General features: G+C 76.6%; 10 protein-coding genes and 1 pseudogene. 6 read left to right on the top strand and 5 right to left on the bottom strand.

Annotated elements, in window-relative coordinates; translation table 11 throughout:
* From WDZ17_RS15675 to tmk, 4 genes and pseudogenes are all read right to left on the bottom strand, one after another.
* A pseudogene (locus tag WDZ17_RS15675) lies at nucleotides 1-211 on the bottom strand (hypothetical protein); the annotation flags it as partial.
* A gap of 99 nt (nucleotides 212-310) precedes the next feature.
* Nucleotides 311-1954 (bottom strand): alpha/beta hydrolase, encoded by a 1644-nt coding sequence (locus WDZ17_RS15670; RefSeq protein ID WP_339576118.1) that lies wholly within the window; start codon nucleotides 1952-1954, stop codon nucleotides 311-313.
* A complete protein-coding gene (locus WDZ17_RS15665; RefSeq protein WP_339576117.1) occupies nucleotides 1951-3105 on the bottom strand; it encodes a DNA polymerase III subunit delta' in 1155 nt (384 codons plus the stop codon). Before WDZ17_RS15665 ends, WDZ17_RS15670 begins: the two co-directional genes overlap by 4 nt.
* The gene (tmk, locus tag WDZ17_RS15660) at nucleotides 3102-6512 is read right to left on the bottom strand and encodes a dTMP kinase (protein ID WP_339576116.1); all 3411 of its coding nucleotides are present in this window, start codon (nucleotides 6510-6512) and stop codon (nucleotides 3102-3104) included. The genes WDZ17_RS15665 and tmk overlap by 4 nt, the downstream gene beginning before the upstream one ends.
* 204 nt (nucleotides 6513-6716) lie before the next feature.
* On the opposite strand from tmk, the gene WDZ17_RS15655 reads away from it, so the two are divergent.
* From WDZ17_RS15655 to WDZ17_RS15645, 3 genes are all read left to right on the top strand, one after another.
* Nucleotides 6717-7922: an acyl-CoA dehydrogenase family protein gene (locus tag WDZ17_RS15655; protein ID WP_339576115.1), complete on the top strand. Its 1206-nt coding sequence runs from the start codon at nucleotides 6717-6719 to the stop codon at nucleotides 7920-7922.
* A 77-nt stretch (nucleotides 7923-7999) separates the two neighbouring features.
* Nucleotides 8000-10609, top strand: a complete 2610-nt coding sequence (locus tag WDZ17_RS15650) for a DEAD/DEAH box helicase (RefSeq protein ID WP_339576114.1) — start codon at nucleotides 8000-8002, stop codon at nucleotides 10607-10609.
* Between the two features lie 46 nt (nucleotides 10610-10655).
* Nucleotides 10656-12899, top strand: a complete 2244-nt coding sequence (locus WDZ17_RS15645) for an EAL domain-containing protein (RefSeq protein ID WP_339576113.1) — start codon at nucleotides 10656-10658, stop codon at nucleotides 12897-12899.
* Nucleotides 12900-12921: 22 nt separating this feature from the next.
* Here WDZ17_RS15645 and WDZ17_RS15640 read toward each other — a convergent pair whose 3' ends face one another.
* Nucleotides 12922-13908, bottom strand: a complete 987-nt coding sequence (locus WDZ17_RS15640) for a Gfo/Idh/MocA family protein (protein ID WP_339576112.1) — start codon at nucleotides 13906-13908, stop codon at nucleotides 12922-12924.
* A gap of 308 nt (nucleotides 13909-14216) precedes the next feature.
* Here WDZ17_RS15640 and WDZ17_RS15635 point away from each other — a divergent pair, with 308 nt between their 5' ends.
* From WDZ17_RS15635 to WDZ17_RS15625, 3 genes are all read left to right on the top strand, one after another.
* On the top strand, nucleotides 14217-15287 hold the full coding sequence (locus WDZ17_RS15635) for a quaternary amine ABC transporter ATP-binding protein (RefSeq protein ID WP_339576111.1): 1071 nt from the start codon (nucleotides 14217-14219) through the stop codon (nucleotides 15285-15287).
* The gene (locus tag WDZ17_RS15630; protein WP_339576110.1) at nucleotides 15280-16305 is read left to right on the top strand and encodes an ABC transporter permease; all 1026 of its coding nucleotides are present in this window, start codon (nucleotides 15280-15282) and stop codon (nucleotides 16303-16305) included. Before WDZ17_RS15635 ends, WDZ17_RS15630 begins: the two co-directional genes overlap by 8 nt.
* Nucleotides 16306-16421: 116 nt before the next feature.
* Entirely contained in the window at nucleotides 16422-17342 is a 921-nt protein-coding gene (locus WDZ17_RS15625; RefSeq protein WP_339576109.1) for a glycine betaine ABC transporter substrate-binding protein, read from the top strand.
* Nucleotides 17343-17406: the final 64 nt, after the last annotated feature.

Below are 17406 nucleotides of genomic sequence, written 5' to 3'. Positions count from 1 at the left end.
CGTCACCCTTGCCGGCGGTCTTCGCGTCCCAGCGGAACGCGTCCGTGCTGGCAGAGCTCTTCGGGGCCGGCGCCGCGGACGCGGCACCGGCGGTGCCCAGGAGCGAGGCGGAGAGGACGGCTGCACCGGCGAGGGCGGTGAGGACGCGGCGGACGGGGCGGTGGGTGCTCTTCGTGGTCATGGAAGCGTGGTCGGGGACGTGAGCGCTCATCTTGACTCCTCGGTGACGTGGCCACCCGGACGGGCGACGCGCGGCGTTCGGATCATCAAACCCCGCAGACCGGGCGGACGTCACCCCTGGTAGCGGGTCCTACTCACGGCACACGGCCCCCACCCCGGGCAGGAGGCCGTCCAGGAGGTAGGCGTCGACGGCGGCGTCGACGCACCCGGAACCGCGGAGGTAGGCCGTGTGGCCCTCGCCCTCGTAGGTGAGGAGGCGACCCCGGTCGAGCTGGTCGGCGAGGGAGCGAGACCACTCGTACGGGGTCGCCGGATCACCCGTCGTGCCGACGACGAGGACGGGAGGAGCGCCCTGCGCCTCCACCGGGGACGGGGTGCGGACCGGCGGCTCCGGCCACACCGCGCAGGTCGGGTCCTCGCCGACGAGCAGCCCGGCGAAGGTCGGCGCGGCCTCCTCCAGCTGCGTCCGGAGGGCGTCCTGCGTGGCCGCGTCGACCGGGGTCGCCGGGTAGTCGAGGCAGGTCACCGCGGTGAAGGCCTCGAGGAGGTTGCTCGCGTAGCTGCCGCTCTCCGTGCGACCGGCGTAGGCGTCGGCGAGCGCGAGCAGCGCGGTGCCGTCCCCGTCCTGCGCCTGCGCCAGGGCCTGGGCGAGCAGGGGCCAGTACTGGTCCTCGTAGAGCGGTGCCACCACGCCGGTCGCGGCGAGGGGACGGGTCAGCGGCCGGTCCGGGTCGGCGGTCGGGAGGGGGGCGTCCTCGGTCGAGGCGACGAGGTCGGCGACCTCCTCCAGCGCCGCGTCCACGTCGCCGTCGCCGTCGCCGTCGCCGTCGCCGTCGCCGTCGCCGAGCGTGCACCCGTCGACGTCCCCGTCCAGGCACGCCTCGGCGAAGGCGCGCAGCGCCCCCTCGAGCCCCCGCGCCTGGCCCACTGCCACCTCCGCGGCCGTGCTGGCCGGGTCGAGGGCGCCGTCGAGCACGAACCGCCCGACCCGCTGGGGGAAGACGCGGGCGTACTCGGCGCCGAGGAGGGTCCCGTAGGACTTGCCGAGGTAGGACAGGCGCTCCTCCCCCAGCGCGGCACGGACGACGTCGAGGTCCCGCGCGGCCGAGGGGGTCCCCACCTGCCCGAGCAGCGCACCGGCGTCCTCCTCGCAGCCGGCGGCGAAGGTGCGCGCACGGTCCTCGGCGGCCTCCAGCCCGTCGGCGGTCGAGGTCTCGACGTCCTCGGCGAGGTAGGCGTCGAGCTCGGCGTCGTCGAGGCAGTCGACGGGGTCGGAGCTACCGACCCCGCGCGGGTCGACACCGACGACGTCGTAGCGCTCGAGGACGTCCTCACCGGCGACGGCCGAGGCGTCCGCCCCCACCCAGTCGACGGCCGAGGCCCCGGGGCCGCCGGGGTTGACGACGAGTGCTCCGACGCGCTCGTCGTCGTCGGCCGCCGGGACCCGGGACACGGCCAGCTCGAGGACGTCGCCCGAGGGGTCGGCGTAGTCCACGGGGACGGTCACCGTCGTGCACTCCAGGACCTCGCCGCAGGGGACCCAGTCCGGCTCCTGGTCGTAGAAGCGGGCGAGGGCGGGGTCCTGGGCGGGCTCGCCCGCCGTCTGCGTCACGGGTCCCGGTGACGGCAGCTCCGTCGCCTCGCCGCCCTCGGGCTCCGGCGCGCCCGAGCACCCCGCGAGCACCACGACCGCGACGAGGGCCGCCGCGCCGACGGCAGCACGTCGACGTCGGCGCCAGGTGGAGGCGACCGCGGACGGGGTCGGCGGCCTCACGCCGCGTCCGCAGCCGCGGGGAGGAGCTCGACGCAGAGCGCCTCGACGGCCAGGAGCGGGTTGACGTTGTTCTGGATGCGCTCTCGCGCGCGGCCGACCGCGTCCATGCGCGCCAGGGTCGCATCCGGCCCGTCGCGCCCGGCGAGCGCCGCGAGGTCCGCCGCCATGGAGGTGTTGACGAGCTCGACGCCCGCACCCAGCTGGAGGACGAGCACGTCGCGGTAGACGGACAGCAGGTCCAGCAGCGCGCGGTCGAGGACGTCGCGCCGGAGCCGGGTCGCCCGACGCTTCTGGTCCTCCTCGAGCTGGCGGACCTGGGCGCGCAGCGCGGGCGGCGCCGTCCGTCCCGGCTCGACGCCGAGGGTGCGCAGCAGCTCCGAGCGCTCGCGCGCGTCGCGCTCCGCGGTCGAGGACGTCGCCTCCTCGGTGGCCACGTCGACGAGGTCTCCCGCCCGCACCACCGCGTCGGCGGTCCCGTGGAGCTCGAACGGGGTCCGCACGACCTCGCGCCGCCGGGTGCGGGCGCCCTCGTCGCGGGCGAGGCGGCGGGCGAGGCCCACGTGGCTCTGCGCCGCGCGCGCCGCGTAGGCGGCCATCGCCGGGTCGACGCCGTCGCGGCGGACGAGCAGCCGCGCGACGTCCTCGGGGGGCGGGACGCGCAGCCGCACGGACCGGGACCGCGACCGGATGGTGGGCAGCACGTCCTCCGGGCTGGGCGCGCACAGGAGCCAGACCGTCCGCTCCGGCGGCTCCTCGATCGCCTTCAGCAGCACGTTGGTGGTGCGCTCGAGCATCCGGTCGGCGTCCTCCACGAGCACGATCCGCCACCGGCCCGTGGACGGCCGGCGCTGCGCCGCCTGGACCAGGTCCCGGACGACGTCGATGCCGAGGGTCAGACGCTCGGTGGCCACGACGCGAAGGTCGGCGTGGGTGCCCTGCACGGCGGTCCGGCAGGCGTGGCACTCGCCGCACCCCGTCCCGGTCTCGCAGAGCAGGGCCGCCGCGAAGGCGCGCGCCGCCACGGAGCGACCGGAGCCCGGGGGTCCGGTGAAGAGCCAGGCGTGCGCGAGGCCCCGGCTCCCGGGTCGGGCGGCCCGCCGCAGGACCTCGACCGCCTCGTCCTGACCGACGAGGTCGTCCCAGACGCTCACCTGCGCCCGTCCTCGTGGTCGGGCGCACCGGGCTCCGGTGCCTCGCCGCTCTCGCCCGGCGGGTCGGTCCACTGCTCCTGCATGGAGAACAGCTCGTCGGCGAGGGGCCCGTCCGAGGGCGCGCGGACGGGCGAGGACGCCGCGTCCCCCTCCGCCCGACGGCGAGAGGCAGCCGCACGCCGGCGCGCCCGCTGCTGGGCCTGCCGGCGGCGGTCGGCCGCCTGCAGCTCGTGGAGAGCGGGGCGCCCGTCCGCCGGGTCGGTGGCCTGGTCCCCCGTCGGGTCGACCGCCGGCATCTCCGCCGTCCGCGGCGCCGCGTCCGGGGCTCCTTCGCGGCTCCCTTCCCGGACCTCTCCCGGGGCCACTTCCCGGGCCTCTTCCCGGGCCTCTTCCCGCGCCTCTCCCCGGGCCCCGGTCGCGCCCGCGGCACGGTCGAGCTCGACCTGCTCGGTGTGCGCACGGCGGCGGGAGGCCGCGCGGCGCTGCTCCTCGACCCGTGCCTCCTGCGCCTCCCGGACCGCCATCTCCTCCGCCCGACGACGCTCCTCCTGCTCCGCCTCGGCGCGGGCAGCCCGCTCGCGCTCCCGCCGCTCGGCGGCCCGCTGCTCCTCGGCAGCCCGCCGGCGTTCCACCTGCCGCTCCCGCTCCCGGCGTCGGAGCTGCTGCAGCGCCTCCACCCGCGCGTCGCGCTGGGCGTCGGCGGCGTCGACGGCCGAGCGCCGGACGGCGTCGGGGAGCTGCTGGAGGCGCTCCTCGGGGAGCCGCACGGGGAGCGGGTCCGGTGACGAGGTCGTCCGACCCGCCACGGCGGCCCCGGACGACGCGAGGACGGCGTTCTGCACGGGCCGCCGGGCGTCGCCCATGCCCCGCGCCACGGCGACCGCGGCCTCGGCCGACCGCACGGAGGTCTGCGCCCGCAGGTCGGCGCGCCCGCGTTCCTCCCGCTCGCGCCGCTCCTGCGCGGCGGCCTCCCGCCGCCGCTGCTCCTGGGCCTCCCGCGCCACCCGCTCCTGCTCCGCCCCGCGGGCCTCCCGCTCCCGGGCCTCCCGCTCCCGGGCCTCCCGCTCCCGGGCCTCCCGCGCCTGGGCCTCGACGTCCGCGCGCTCCTGCTCCTGCGCGGCCGCTCCCCCTCCCGGTTCGGCGTCCCGCGGAGGTGCCGTCTCCCGCACCGGGACCTGCTGCTGCACCGGCGTCTGGTCCGGCACCAGCGTCTCGTCCTGCGCCCGCGTCTGGTCCTGCACCGGGCCCTGCTCCTGCACCGGGCCCTGCTCCTGCACCGGGGCCCGGCGCTGCTCGCGCGCCACCGGGTCCGGGACGGCCCGTGCCGGCTCGGGGGGAGGTGGCCCCGCCGGCAGCAGCGGCACCAGGTGCTCCAGGACCCGCCGGGTCACCTCCTCGACGGGAGCCGAGGCGTCGACGACGACGTAGCGGGAGCCTCCCTCGCGGGCGAGGTCGAGGAAGACCTCACGGACCCGCCGGTGGAAGGCGTCCGGCTCGGCGTCGAGCCTGTCGTCCGCGCCCCGGCCGCGACGACGGGCGGACGACGTCGTCGGGTCGACGTCGAGGACGACGACGAGGTCGGGCACGAGCCCTTCGGCGGCCCACGCCGACAGGGCGCCGACCTCGTCGCGCGGCAGGGACCGCCCGGCGCCCTGGTACGCCAACGAGGAGTCCACGTAGCGGTCCGTGACGACGACGGCGCCGCGCTCCAGGGCCGGACGCAGCACCTCGGCCACGTGGGACGCGCGGTCCGCCGCGTACAGGAGCGCCTCCGCCCGGGGCGTCACGGGCGCCCCGCCCCGGTCCAGCAGCAGGGCCCGGACCTGCACGCCCAGCGGGGTGCCGCCCGGCTCGCCGGTGAGGACGACCTCGGCGCCCCGGCGCTCGAGCGCCCTCCCGACGCGGGTCGCCTGCGTCGACTTGCCGGAGCCGTCGCCGCCCTCGAGGGCGACGAGGACCCCCGGCAGCCCGTGCGGCGCGGCCGGGACGGCGCTCAGGAGCGTCGGCGACGACGCCCGGCCCGGGCCGGACGGGTCACCACGCCGGGCGGAGCCGTCGCGTACCGCCCGGTCGCCCGCCCCCGCTCCGTCGCCCCGCAGGAGGACCGGCACGAGGGGTCCTTCCGGGCGGTCGGACAGGGCTCGGACGACGACGACCGCCGTCACGACCGACGCGAGCCCGACGAGCAGCATCACGACGCCGGCGCCGTCGACGGCGAGGCTGCCCGCGGACCCGAGGGGCACGACGACACCGCCGACGGTCCCGGCGAGGACCGCGGACAGCACGACGACGAGCGCGACGACGACCCCCTCCGCCTCCCGGCTGCCGGTCGGCGGGGGCCCCGTCGCGACCCGGCCCGCGGCGACGACGGCGGCCGAGCCCGCGGTACCCGCGAGGGCGAGGAGCACGGCCGCCAGCACGAGGTCGGTGACCGGGGCGGCGAGCAGCACCAGCGCGCCCGACACGCCGGCGCACAGGGTGAGGACCGTGCCCGGCGACGTCCCGGCGGCCGGCCACCGCAGGGCCCCCGCCGCCCCCAGGAGCGCACCACCGGCGACCGCGAGGGCGACCAGCGCCGCGCCCGCCGCCCCGGCCGAGAGCCCGACGACGTGCAGCGGCGCGAGCCCGGCCGCGACCAGGACGGGCAGGAGGGCGGCGCACCGGGCGGCGCCGGGAGCCGTCCCGACGACCGCGCGCAGCGCCGCCGTCGAGGGTCGTGGGGGGGCGAGGCCCGCGGCTGCGGCCGGCACGGCGTCGCGGGCACGCACCGCGAGGACCCCCGAGACGACGGCGACGGCGAGCACGGCCGGGGCGGGCGCGGCGAGGACACCGGTGACGGCGTCGAGCCCGCGCCCGAGGGCGCCCAGGACGAGCGCCGCCGCGAGGGCCGGCAGCGCCGCGGCGAGCAGGCGCCGCACGCCGCCCACCGCGCCGCCGTGGGCCGGCGGACGGGCGGCCTCCGCGACCCCCACCAGGACGGCGACGAGCAGCGGGCCCCACACCGCCCCGACGACGGGGGGCAGGCCCAGCGCGACGACGAGCAGGACGGCGACCGCGGCCCGCACAGCGCGCCCGGCGCGCGCCGCGAGCGCCTCCCGCCGCGCGGCCGCGGCGACCGGGAGCAGGGGGACGACGGCGAGGCGCAGGGCCAGGACGAGGGCGAGGCCGGTGCCGGCCGCCGGCGGCGACGGGGCGACCACGACCGCGGCCGTGGCCGCCGAGACGACCCACAGGACGTCGACCGCGCCGTCGACCCCACCCGGGGGCAGCACCGCGGTGGGTCGCCGGGGGGCGAGCCGCTCGGCCGGCACCTCCCCGGCCTCCGACGTCGAGGGGCGTCCGCGGCGCGGGGCGGCGGGCCGCGCACCGGCCCGCGAGGAGGGTCGGGGGGGCGGGGCGGCACTCACCTGTCGGAGCGTAACGACGGGTACCGACAGCCGACGGCTCCCGCGCGGCGGCCGCCGGCGGACCCGGAGGGGCGGACCGGACGGAGGACCCGGAGGGGCGGACCGGACGGAGGACCCGGACGGAGGACGCCGGCGCCCCCGCCTGGCGCCCCGCCGACGTGGTGGCGCACGATGCGCTCGTCGACTCGACGAGGAGAGGCACCCATGAGCACGCGAGACCCGCGGCCCCCCATGTCCCCCGACCTGCTGACCGCCGACTTCCTCGGCTACCAGCAGCTCCTGACCGACGACGAGCGGGACCTCGTCGCGCGGGCGCGGAAGTTCTACGACGCCGAGGTGGCACCCGGCGCGAACCAGCGGTGGCTGGACGAGGAGGTCCCGCGCCACCTGGTCCCCCGCTTCGCCGAGGAGGGCCTGCTCGGCCTCGGCGTCGACTCCGACGAGGAGCCGGCACGCCGGACGCTGCTCACCGGGTGGCTGCGGATGGAGCTGGCGCGCGTCGACCCCTCGACGGCGACCCTCGTCGGGGTCCACGACGGCCTCGTCATGGGGACGCTCGCCGTCTGCGGCGGGGTGGAGCAGAAGGCCCGCTGGCTGCCGGCCATGCGACGGGGCGAGGCCGTGGGCGCCTTCGCCCTGACCGAGCCCGACCACGGGTCCGACGTCGCGGGCGGTCTCGCCACGAGCGCCCGGCGCGAGGGCGAGGAGTGGGTGCTCGACGGGGCCAAGCGCTGGATCGGCAACGCCTGCTTCGCCGACGTCGTCGTCGTGTGGGCGCGCGACGTCGCCGACGGCCAGGTCAAGGGCTTCCTCGTCGAGAAGGGCACCCCCGGGTTCACGGCGACGCCGATCCGCGGCAAGACCGCTCTGCGCGCCGTCGAGAACGCCGACATCACCCTGCAGGGCTGCCGCGTCCCGGACGCGAACCGCCTCGAGGGCGCGAGCAGCTTCCGGGACACCAACGAGGTGCTGCGGCGCACCCGCGGCGGCGTGGCCTGGGAGTCCGTCGGCGTGGCCCTCGGCGCCTACGAGCACGCGCTGGCCTACACCCGCGAGCGCGAGCAGTTCGGCCGCCCGCTGGCGTCCTTCCAGCTGGTCCAGGACCACCTCGTCCGGATGCTGTCGGACGTCACGGCCTCGCTGGGCATGGTCGTGCGCGTGTGCCAGCTCGAGGAGGCCGGCGAGCGCCGGGACGAGCACGCCGCCATGGCCAAGGCCTTCTGCACCTCCCGGATGCGCGACGTCGTCGCCCGCGCCCGGGAGGTCATGGGCGGCAACGGCGTCCTCGCCGGGCACCACGTCGCCCGCTTCGTCGCCGACGCCGAGGCGCTCTACTCCTACGAGGGCACCCGCGAGGTCAACACCCTCGTCGTCGGCCGGGCGGTGACGGGGTACGGCGCCTTCGTGTGAGGCGGCCCCACGACTCGCCGTGACCGGGTCGTGACCCACCGTGCCGCCGCGGCGGCGGTGGTGGGATCCTGGCGAGGATGACGATCGCAGCAGCGGTGCCGCAGTCCGCCGACGGCGCCCGCGAGCCGGGTACGCCCGAGCGCCCCGCACCCGACCTCGTCGCGGCGCTGGAGCCGCTGCGGGCGGCCGCCGCCGAGGGGGGCGCGGACCCCGACGCCCTGCTCGCCGCCTTCTCGGGGTGGACGGCCGGGCAGGACCTGTCGCTCTACCCCCACCAGGAGGAGGCGCTGCTCGAGCTCGTGACGGGCGCGAACGTCGTCCTGTCGACGCCCACCGGGTCGGGCAAGTCCCTCGTCGCCACCGGTGCGCAGGCCTTCGCGCTCGCCCAGGGACGCCGGTCCTTCTACACCGCTCCCATCAAGGCGCTCGTGTCGGAGAAGTTCTTCGCGCTGTGCGCGGTCTTCGGCGCCGAGCGCGTCGGCATGCTCACCGGCGACGCCAGCGTCAACGCCGGGGCGCCGATCATCTGCTGCACCGCCGAGGTCCTCGCCAACCTCGCCCTCCGGGAGGGCCCCGAGGCCGACATCGGCACGGTCGTCATGGACGAGTTCCACTACTACGGGGACCCCGACCGCGGGTGGGCCTGGCAGGTGCCGCTGCTGGAGCTGCCGCACGCCCAGTTCCTGCTGATGTCGGCGACGCTCGGCGACACCACGCCGATCCGCGAGGACCTGACCCGGCGCACCGACCGGGAGACGGCGCTCGTCGCCTCCGTCGAGCGCCCCGTGCCGCTGCACCACTACTACGCGACGACGCCGGTGCACGAGACGATCGCCGAGCTGCTGGAGACCCGGCAGGCGCCGGTCTACGTCGTCCACTTCACGCAGGCGGCGGCGCTGGAGCGGGCGCAGGCGCTGACGAGCGCCCAGGTGGCGACGCGCGCCGAGCGCGACGAGATCGCCGCCTTCCTCGGCGGCTTCCGCTTCACCACCGGCTTCGGGCAGACGCTCTCGCGCCTCGTGCGGCACGGCATCGGCGTCCACCACGCGGGGATGCTGCCGAAGTACCGCCGGCTGGTGGAGCAGCTCGCGCAGGCCGGGCTGCTCAAGGTCATCTGCGGCACCGACACCCTCGGCGTCGGCATCAACGTGCCGATCCGCACGGTGCTGCTGTCGGCGCTGTCCAAGTACGACGGGACCCGCACGCGGCTGCTCTCCGCCCGCGAGTTCCACCAGGTGGCCGGCCGGGCGGGACGAGCGGGCTACGACACGGCCGGCACCGTCGTCGTCCAGGCGCCCGAGCACGAGGTCGAGAACCTCAAGGCGCTCGCCAAGGCCGGTGACGACCCGAAGAAGCGGCGCAAGGTCACCCGGAGGCAGCCGCCCGAGGGTTTCGTGGCCTGGACCCGGGCGACGTTCGACCGGCTCGTCGCCGCCGACCCGGAGCCGCTGCGGCCGACCTTCGCCGTCTCGACGTCGATGGTGCTCAACGTCCTGGCGCGCCCCGGGGACCCGGCCGCGGCGATGCGCCACCTCCTGCTCGACAACCACGAGCCGCGGGCGCGCCAGCGGCGGCACGTGCGCGAGGTCGTCGGCATCACGAAGGCGCTGATCGCGGCCGACGTCGTCGAGCGGCTCGACGAGCCCGAGCCGGACGGACGCCGGTACCGCCTCACGGTCGACCTGCCCCGCGGCTTCGCCCTGGACCACCCGCTGTCGACCTTCGCCCTGGCGGCGGTCGAGCTCCTCGACCCGGCGTCACCCACCTTCGCCCTCGACGTGCTCTCCGTCGTCGAGGCGACCCTCGACGACCCCCGCGCGGTGCTGCAGGCCCAGCAGTTCAAGGCCCGCGGAGAGGCCGTCGCGCAGATGAAGGCCGAGGGGATCGAGTACGAGGAGCGGATGGAGCTCCTCGACGACGTCACGTGGCCCAAGCCGCTCGAGGAGCTGCTCGAGGCCGCCTTCGAGGCCTACGCGAAGGGCCACCCGTGGGCCTCCCGGGCCGTGCTCTCGCCGAAGTCCGTCGTCCGCGACCTCTACGAGCGCGGGATGACCTTCCGCGAGCTCGTCTCCTTCTACGGCCTCGTCCGGGCCGAGGGGGCGGTGCTGCGGTACCTCACCGACGCCTACCGCTCGCTGCGCTCCGGGGTGCCGGCCGAGGCCCGCACCGAGGACGTCGTCGACCTCGTCGAGTGGCTCGGCGAGCTCGTGCGGCAGGTCGACTCGAGCCTGCTCGACGAGTGGGAGCACCTCACGGACCCCGAGCGCGTGGACGCGGCGGTCACCGAGGTACGGGCACCGACGGCGCCCACGCGCCCCGTGACCGGCAACGAGCGCGCCTTCACCCGGATGGTGCGCAACGCGCTCTTCCGGCGGGTCGAGCTGGCCGCCCTGCGACGGACCGGGGACCTGGGCGAGCTGGACGCGGCCACGGGCTGGGACGCCGCCGCGTGGGCCGAGCAGCTCGAGGCCTACCACGCCGAGCACGAGGAGATCGGGACGGGCGCGGACGCCCGCGGCCCGCAGATGCTGCTGTGGCGCAAGGAGCCGGAGACCTGGCACGTGCGCCAGGTCTTCGCCGACCCCGCGGGTGACGGCGACTGGGGCTTCTCGGCGGAGGTCGACCTGCCGGCGAGCGACGAGGAGGGCGCCGCCGTCGTCCGGGTCGTGCAGGTGGGTCGGCTGTGAGCCGCGTCGCTCCAGCGCCGGGCCGCGGACGCCGAGGACGACAGGCGTGAGGGACGTGAGCGGGACCGGGGACGCGGCCGGCGGAGGGGCGTCCCCGTCCGTGGACGAGACACCTCCCGAGGGGCTGCCCGGGCTCGACCGGCCGGCGGTCGACGGCACGATCAGCGACTTCACCTCCGCCGCGCGGGCCGCCCTGCAGGACCTCCGGGAGCGGGTCGGGATGGACTCCTGGCTCGTGGCGCGCCGGCGCGGCGACGACTACGTCGTCCTGGCGACGGCGGAGGACGACGCCTTCGGCAACCGCACCGGCCTCGTCCGCCCGTGGGAGGAGACGTTCTGCGCCCGGATGGTCGACGGCTCCGCGCCGCAGGTGGCGCCCGTCGTCGACGACGCCCCCGGCTACGCGCGGATGCGCGACGCCACGGGGATCGAGGCGCGCTCGTACCTCAGCGTGCCGCTGCACGCGCCCGACGGCCGGCTGCTGGGCACCCTGTGCGCGGCGGGCGCGCAGGAGCGGGGCGCCGACCTCGAGGCCGCGATGCCGAGCGTCCGCGTGCAGGCCGGGCTGCTGGGGACCCTGCTGGACCACGAGCTGCAGCTGGCGCGCGAGGTGCGCCGCCGGGAGCGCGCCGAGTCCGCCGCGGCCACGGACGCGCTGACGGGCGTCGCCAACCGGCGGGCCTGGGACGCCGCGCTGGCCGCCGAGGAGGCGCGCGCCGGCCGCTACGCCTCCCAGGCCTGCGTCGTCGTGCTCGACCTGGACGCGCTCAAGCACGTCAACGACGCCGACGGCCACGCGGCGGGGGACGCCCTGCTGCGCCGCACGGCCGACCTGCTGCGCGAACGGGTGCGCGGCAGCGACCTGCTGGCCCGCCTCGGCGGCGACGAGTTCGGCCTGCTCCTCGTCGAGGCCTCCCCGGACGAGGGCCGCGAGGTCGCCCGCCAGGTCCGTGACCTGCTGGCCCGCTCAGGGATCGAGGCGTCCATCGGCGTCGGCGCCCGGAACGGCGACGACGACCTCCACGCGGCCTGGCGGGTGGCCGACGCCGCCATGTACGCCGACAAGGCGGCACGTGGGACCAGGCCGCGGGCGCGGCCGGGCGCCGCGGCCCGCGCCGCCGCGTCGCACCCCGTCGTGGACGGGACGCGGTTGTCGAGCGTCGACGCCCTGCTCGAGCTGGTCCGGGAGCAGCTCGACATGGACGCCACGTACGTGACGCGCCTCGAGGGCGACAGGCGGAGCTTCCGCAACATCGCCGCGCGTGCTCCGATGCCCGCCCGTCCGGGCGACCACGAGCCCCTCTCCGGCACCTACTGCGAGCTGCTGCTGGACGGCCGGCTCGAGAACGTCGTCCCCGACGCCGCGGCGCACCCGGTGACCTCCCCCCTGCCCGTCACCCGGGAGCGCCACGTGGGCGCCTACGTCGGCGTCCCGCTGCACCGCGCCGACGGGCGCCTGTACGGCACCCTGTGCGCCCACTCGCTGGAGGCGGACCACCGCCTGCGACCGCGCGACGCCGAGGTGCTGCGCAGCATCGGCGGGGTCGTGATGGACCTCGTCGAGGAGGAGGACCGCCGGGAGGACGGACGCCGGCGGCTGCTCACCGAGCTCGACGCCCTCGAGGCGGACGGCGGCCCGCGGACGGCGCTGCAGGTCGTCGTCGACCTCCGGGACGGCCGCCCCGTCGGGGCCGAGGCCCTCAGCCGGTTCCCGGCGCCGCACGAGGCGCCGAGCCGCTGGTTCGCCCGCGCAGCCGGCGGCGGTGCCGAGGGGCGCCTCGACCTGATGTGCCTGCAGGCCTCGCTGCGGCACGTCGGCCGGCGGCCCGGACGGCTGGCCGTCAACGCGTCCCCGGGCACGGTGCTGACCCCGGCCTTCACCCGGCTCCTCGGCGCCGGTCCGCTCGACCACCTCGTGCTCGAGCTCACCGAGCACGCGCCGGTCGAGGACTACACGTCCCTGCTCGCCGTCCTGCGCCCCCTGCGGGAGCGGGGCCTCCTGCTCGCCGTCGACGACGCCGGGGCCGGCTACGCGAGCATGCGGCACGTCGTCCAGCTCGCGCCCGACGTCGTCAAGCTGGACATCGGGGTGGTGCGGGGCGTCGAGCGCTCGCGCGCGGGGTCGGCGATGGCGGCCGCCCTGGTCGGCTTCGCCCGCAGCACGGACGCGCTGGTGCTCGCGGAGGGCGTCGAGACCGTCGCCGAGCGCGACCACCTCGTGCAGCTCGGCGTGCACCTCGGCCAGGGCCACCTCTTCGGGCGCCCGGAGCTGGTGGACCCGCCCGGCTGAGCCCCCGGTACGGCCGTGCGCCTCAGGGCATCGGTCGGTCGTCGTCCATCCGGACGCCCAGGTCGCCGAGCGCCCCCTCGAGGACCTCCATCACCTCGAGGGTGCTGGACAGCGGCCACAGCGGGCTCTCGGTGAGCCCCCGGGCCAGGCAGTCCTGGACGTGCTCGAGCATGTGGACGTAGCCGCGGCCGGTGCGACCGCGGCTGACCCGCAGCGGCTCGGCGTCCGGGCGGTGCACGACGTAGGCGTCCGGCGCGTGCAGCGCCCCCTCGGTCTCCACGCGCCCGTCCGTGCCGGACAGGACCGCCCGACGGGGTGGGCGCGCGGTGATGGTGCTCAGCGTCGTCGCCGTGGCGCCGGAGGCGTGCGTCAGCAGGAGGGCGGCCTCGGCGTCCACGCCCGTGCTCGTCAGGGTCCCGCGGGCGACGACGCGCGACGCCGGGCCGAGGACCATCCGGGCCATCGCCACCGGGTACACGCCCATGTCGAGCAGCGAGCCGCCGCCCTGCACGGGGTCGTAGAAGCGGCTGGTCGGGTCCCGCGGCACGGGGAACCCCAGGTCGCCGTGGACGTGGCGCACCTCGCCGACGACGCCGCCCTCGAGCGCCGCCAGCAGGTCCACGACCGTGGGCAGGAAGCGGGTCCACATCGCCTCCATCGCGAACAGGCCGCGGGAGCGAGCCAGGTCGACGAGCTCGTGGGCGCCGGCGAGCGTCGTCGTGAAGGACTTCTCGACGAGCACGTGCTTGCCTGCCTCGAGCGCCGCACGGGTGACCGCACGGTGCTGGCCGTGCGGGGTGGCCACGTAGACGACGTCGACGTCGGGGTCCGCCAGCAGGCCGGCGTAGGAGCCGTAGGACCGCTCGAACCCGTGCCGCTCGGCGAAGGCGGCGGCCCGGGCCGCGTCCCGCGAGGCGACGGCGAGGGCGCGGGCCCCGGGGACGAGGGGGAGGTCACCGGCGACGGTCGTCGCGATGCCCCCCGTGGCGAGGAACCCCCAGCGCGTCATGCCGCCACCCTAGGGAGTGGGCCCTTCACCCGTCTGCGTCCGGTCTGCGTCACGATCCGATCACTGATGGTGAGCAGGCGCCGGTGGAGGTCGACCATCCCGCGCCCCGCGGCTACCGTCGGGAACATCCCGGCGCACCTTTGCGCTGGCCCCCCGTCGCGGTGACGAGCGCGCGAGAGCCGCCCGAAGGGGCACGGCCCGCGCCTCCGCCGACAGCACGACTGCGCAGCGCCCCGTGGCGCCGGCGCACCGCTGCACGAAGACAGACGACCGACGGCCCGCCGCAGCGGGGCCGACGAGAGGACGCCGTGCCCGCAGTCTCCGCGAGAGGCCTGTACAAGGTCTTCGGTCCCCGGCCGCAGGACGCCGTCGAGCGCCTGCGGCGGGGTGAGCCCATCGCCGCCGTGCGCGCCGACGGGACCACCCCGGCCGTCGTCGACGTCGACCTCGACGTCGAGCCCGGCGAGATCTCCGTCGTCATGGGCCTGTCCGGCTCGGGGAAGTCGACGCTCATCCGGATGCTCAACGGGCTGCTCGAGCCGACCGCGGGCACCGTCCACGTGGGGGACACCGAGCTCACCGCCCTGGACGCCGACGCCCTCCGGCGCCTGCGGCAGGAGCGGCTCAGCATGGTCTTCCAGCACTTCGCGCTGCTGCCGCACCGGTCGGTGCTCGACAACGCCGCCTACGCGCTGGAGATCCGCGGGGTCGACCGGTCCGAGCGCCGCCGCAAGGCCGGTGACGCGCTCGACATGGTGGGTCTCGGCGACCGGGCGGGCAGCCGCCCAGGGCAGCTCTCGGGCGGGATGCAGCAGCGCGTGGGCCTCGCCCGGGCGCTGGCCTCCGGCACCGACATCATGCTCATGGACGAGGCGTTCAGCGCCCTCGACCCCCTCATCCGGCGCGAGATGCAGGACCAGCTGCTGGAACTGCAGGCCTCGATGGGGCAGACCATCGTCTTCATCACCCACGACCTCAACGAGGCCATGCGCCTCGGCAGCACCGTCGCCGTGATGCGCGAGGGGCGCGTCGTGCAGAGCGGGACGCCGCAGGACATCCTGCGGGCGCCGGCCGACGACTACGTCGCCAGCTTCCTCGCCGACGTCGACCGCGGGCGCGTCTTCGCGGCCGCCGACGTCATGGAGCCCCCCGCGCCGGTGGACGGCGAGCTCGAGCGGTTGCCGCGGGCGCTGCCCACGACACCGCTCGCCGACCTGCTGCAGCCCGCCGCGACCGGCGGCGGCTCCGTCGTCGTCGCCGAGGAGGACGGCCGTGTCGTCGGCGTCGTGACCTCCGCCGCGATGCTCGCGGCCCTGGGCGGCGGCTCCGGCACCTCCGGCACGACCACCGACACCCCGAGGGAGGCCGTCCATGGCTGAGGTCAACGAGATCGTGCCTCTTCCCCGCGTACCCGTCGGCGACGCGGTCGAGGCCGCCGTGGACTGGGTCGGGGACGTCGCAGGACCCGTCCTCGACGGCTTCGCCACCGCGACCTCGACCGTGGTCGAGGGCTTCACCAGCCTCCTGCTCCTGCCGCCGCCGGTGGTCCTGGCCCTCCTGCTCGGGCTGCTGGGTGTGGCGGTGCGCTCCGTCCGCTTCGGGGTCCTGTCCGCGGTGGCGCTGCTGCTGGTGGTCAGCATGGGCCTGTGGGTCAGCGCCATGGAGCTGCTCGCCCTGATCCTCATCGCGACCGTGGTGGCGACGGCCGTCCCCGTCCCCGTCGGGATCCTGGCGGCGCGCAGCGACCGCACCAGCGCCGTCGTGAAACCCGTGCTGGACTTCATGCAGACGATGCCGGCGTTCACCTACCTCATCCCGGCCGTCGCCTTCTTCAGCATCGGCGTCGTGCCGGGCTTCGTGACGACCGTCATCTTCGCCCTGCCGCCCGGCGTCCGGCTCACGGAGCTCGGCATCCGCCAGGTCGACGCCGAGGTCGTCGAGGCGGGGACCGCCTTCGGCGGCTCGCCCCGGCAGATCCTGCGCGGGATCCAGCTGCCGCTCGCCCTGCCGACGATCATGGCGGGGATCAACCAGGTGATCATGCTCGCCCTGTCCATGGCCGTCGTCGCCGGGTTCATCGGCGCCCCGGGCCTCGGGAGCGACGTCGTGCGCTCCATCGCCTCGCTCGACCTCGGGCTCGGCTTCGAGGCAGGGCTGTCCGTCGTCGTCCTGGCGATCTACCTGGACCGGCTCACGGCCTCCTTCGGGACCGCCGGGGCCGTCCGCGGCCGCCTCTCCAGGACCCCTTCGATGCTCGGCCGCGGCAGCACCGGCTCCGGCAGCACCGGCCCCGGGGGCAGCGGTGACGACGACGGGCTGACGTCCGAGGCGCGGGTCGAGGCGGAGCGGCAGCGCTCTCGCCGCCTCGGCGCCGGCGCCGGCGCCGGCGGGAGCTGACCCCCTTCCCCAGACCCCCCGCCGCTCCGCGACGGGCCGCACGACCGACCTGACGACGTGGACGACCGCGCCGCCCCGACCGGGGCCGTGCGGGTCCGCACGACGAGAGGAACCCCGTGCAGAAGCACACCACCCGCGCCGCCCGCCTGGCTGCCGGCCTGGCCGTCCTCGGCCTCGCCGTCGCCTCCTGCGGCAGCGACGACACCGACACCGCCGCCGGCGGCAGCACCGACGCGGCCGGCGGGGGCACCGTCACCCTCGGCTTCCTGCCGTCCTGGACCGACGGGCTGAGCACCGCCTACGTGTGGCAGCACGTGCTCGAGGACCAGGGCTACGACGTCGAGTTCCAGGAGATCAACGACGCCGCCCCCCTGTACGCCGGTCTCGCCGGCGGCGACTTCGACGTGTACCCCTCGGGATGGCCCGAGGTCACGCACGCGAAGTACATGGAGGAGTACGGCGACGACATCGAGGACCTCGGCGCCTGGTACGACGGCGCCGTCCTCACGATGGCCGTACCCGACTACGTCGAGGGCGTCGACTCGATCGCCGACCTCAAGGGCCAGGCGGACCGGTTCGGCGGCCGCATCGTCGGGATCGAGCCCGGCGCCGGCCTCACCGGGGTCGTCCAGGACGACGCCATCCCGACGTACGGGCTGGGGGACGAGTACACGCTCCAGACCTCGTCGACGGCGGCGATGCTCGCCGAGCTGCAGTCCTCCATCGACTCGGAGGAGGACGTCGTCGTCACCCTGTGGCGGCCGTTCTGGGCGAGCTCGGAGTTCCCGGTCCGCGACCTGGAGGACCCGGAGGGCGCCATGGGCGACCCCGAGGGCCTGCACGAGCTCGCGCGTGCCGGCTTCTCCGACGACATGCCCGAGGTCGCCGCGATGATGTCCAACTTCTCGCTGACCGACGAGCAGTACGGCGAGCTCGAGAACATGGTCGTCAACGAGTACGGCGAGGGCCAGTACGAGGAGGCCGTCGACGCGTGGTTCGAGCAGAACCCCGACGTCCTGGACCAGATCGAGGGCTGACGCCGAGCACCTCGCGCCGGGCGACGTCCGGTCGCCCGCAGGAGGGCCGCACCCACCGGGTGCG

Source organism: Pseudokineococcus basanitobsidens, from assembly GCF_037482545.1.
GTDB classification, from domain to species: Bacteria; Actinomycetota; Actinomycetes; order Actinomycetales; family Quadrisphaeraceae; genus Pseudokineococcus; species Pseudokineococcus basanitobsidens.
This window is presented reverse-complemented; position numbering and strand designations above follow the sequence as displayed.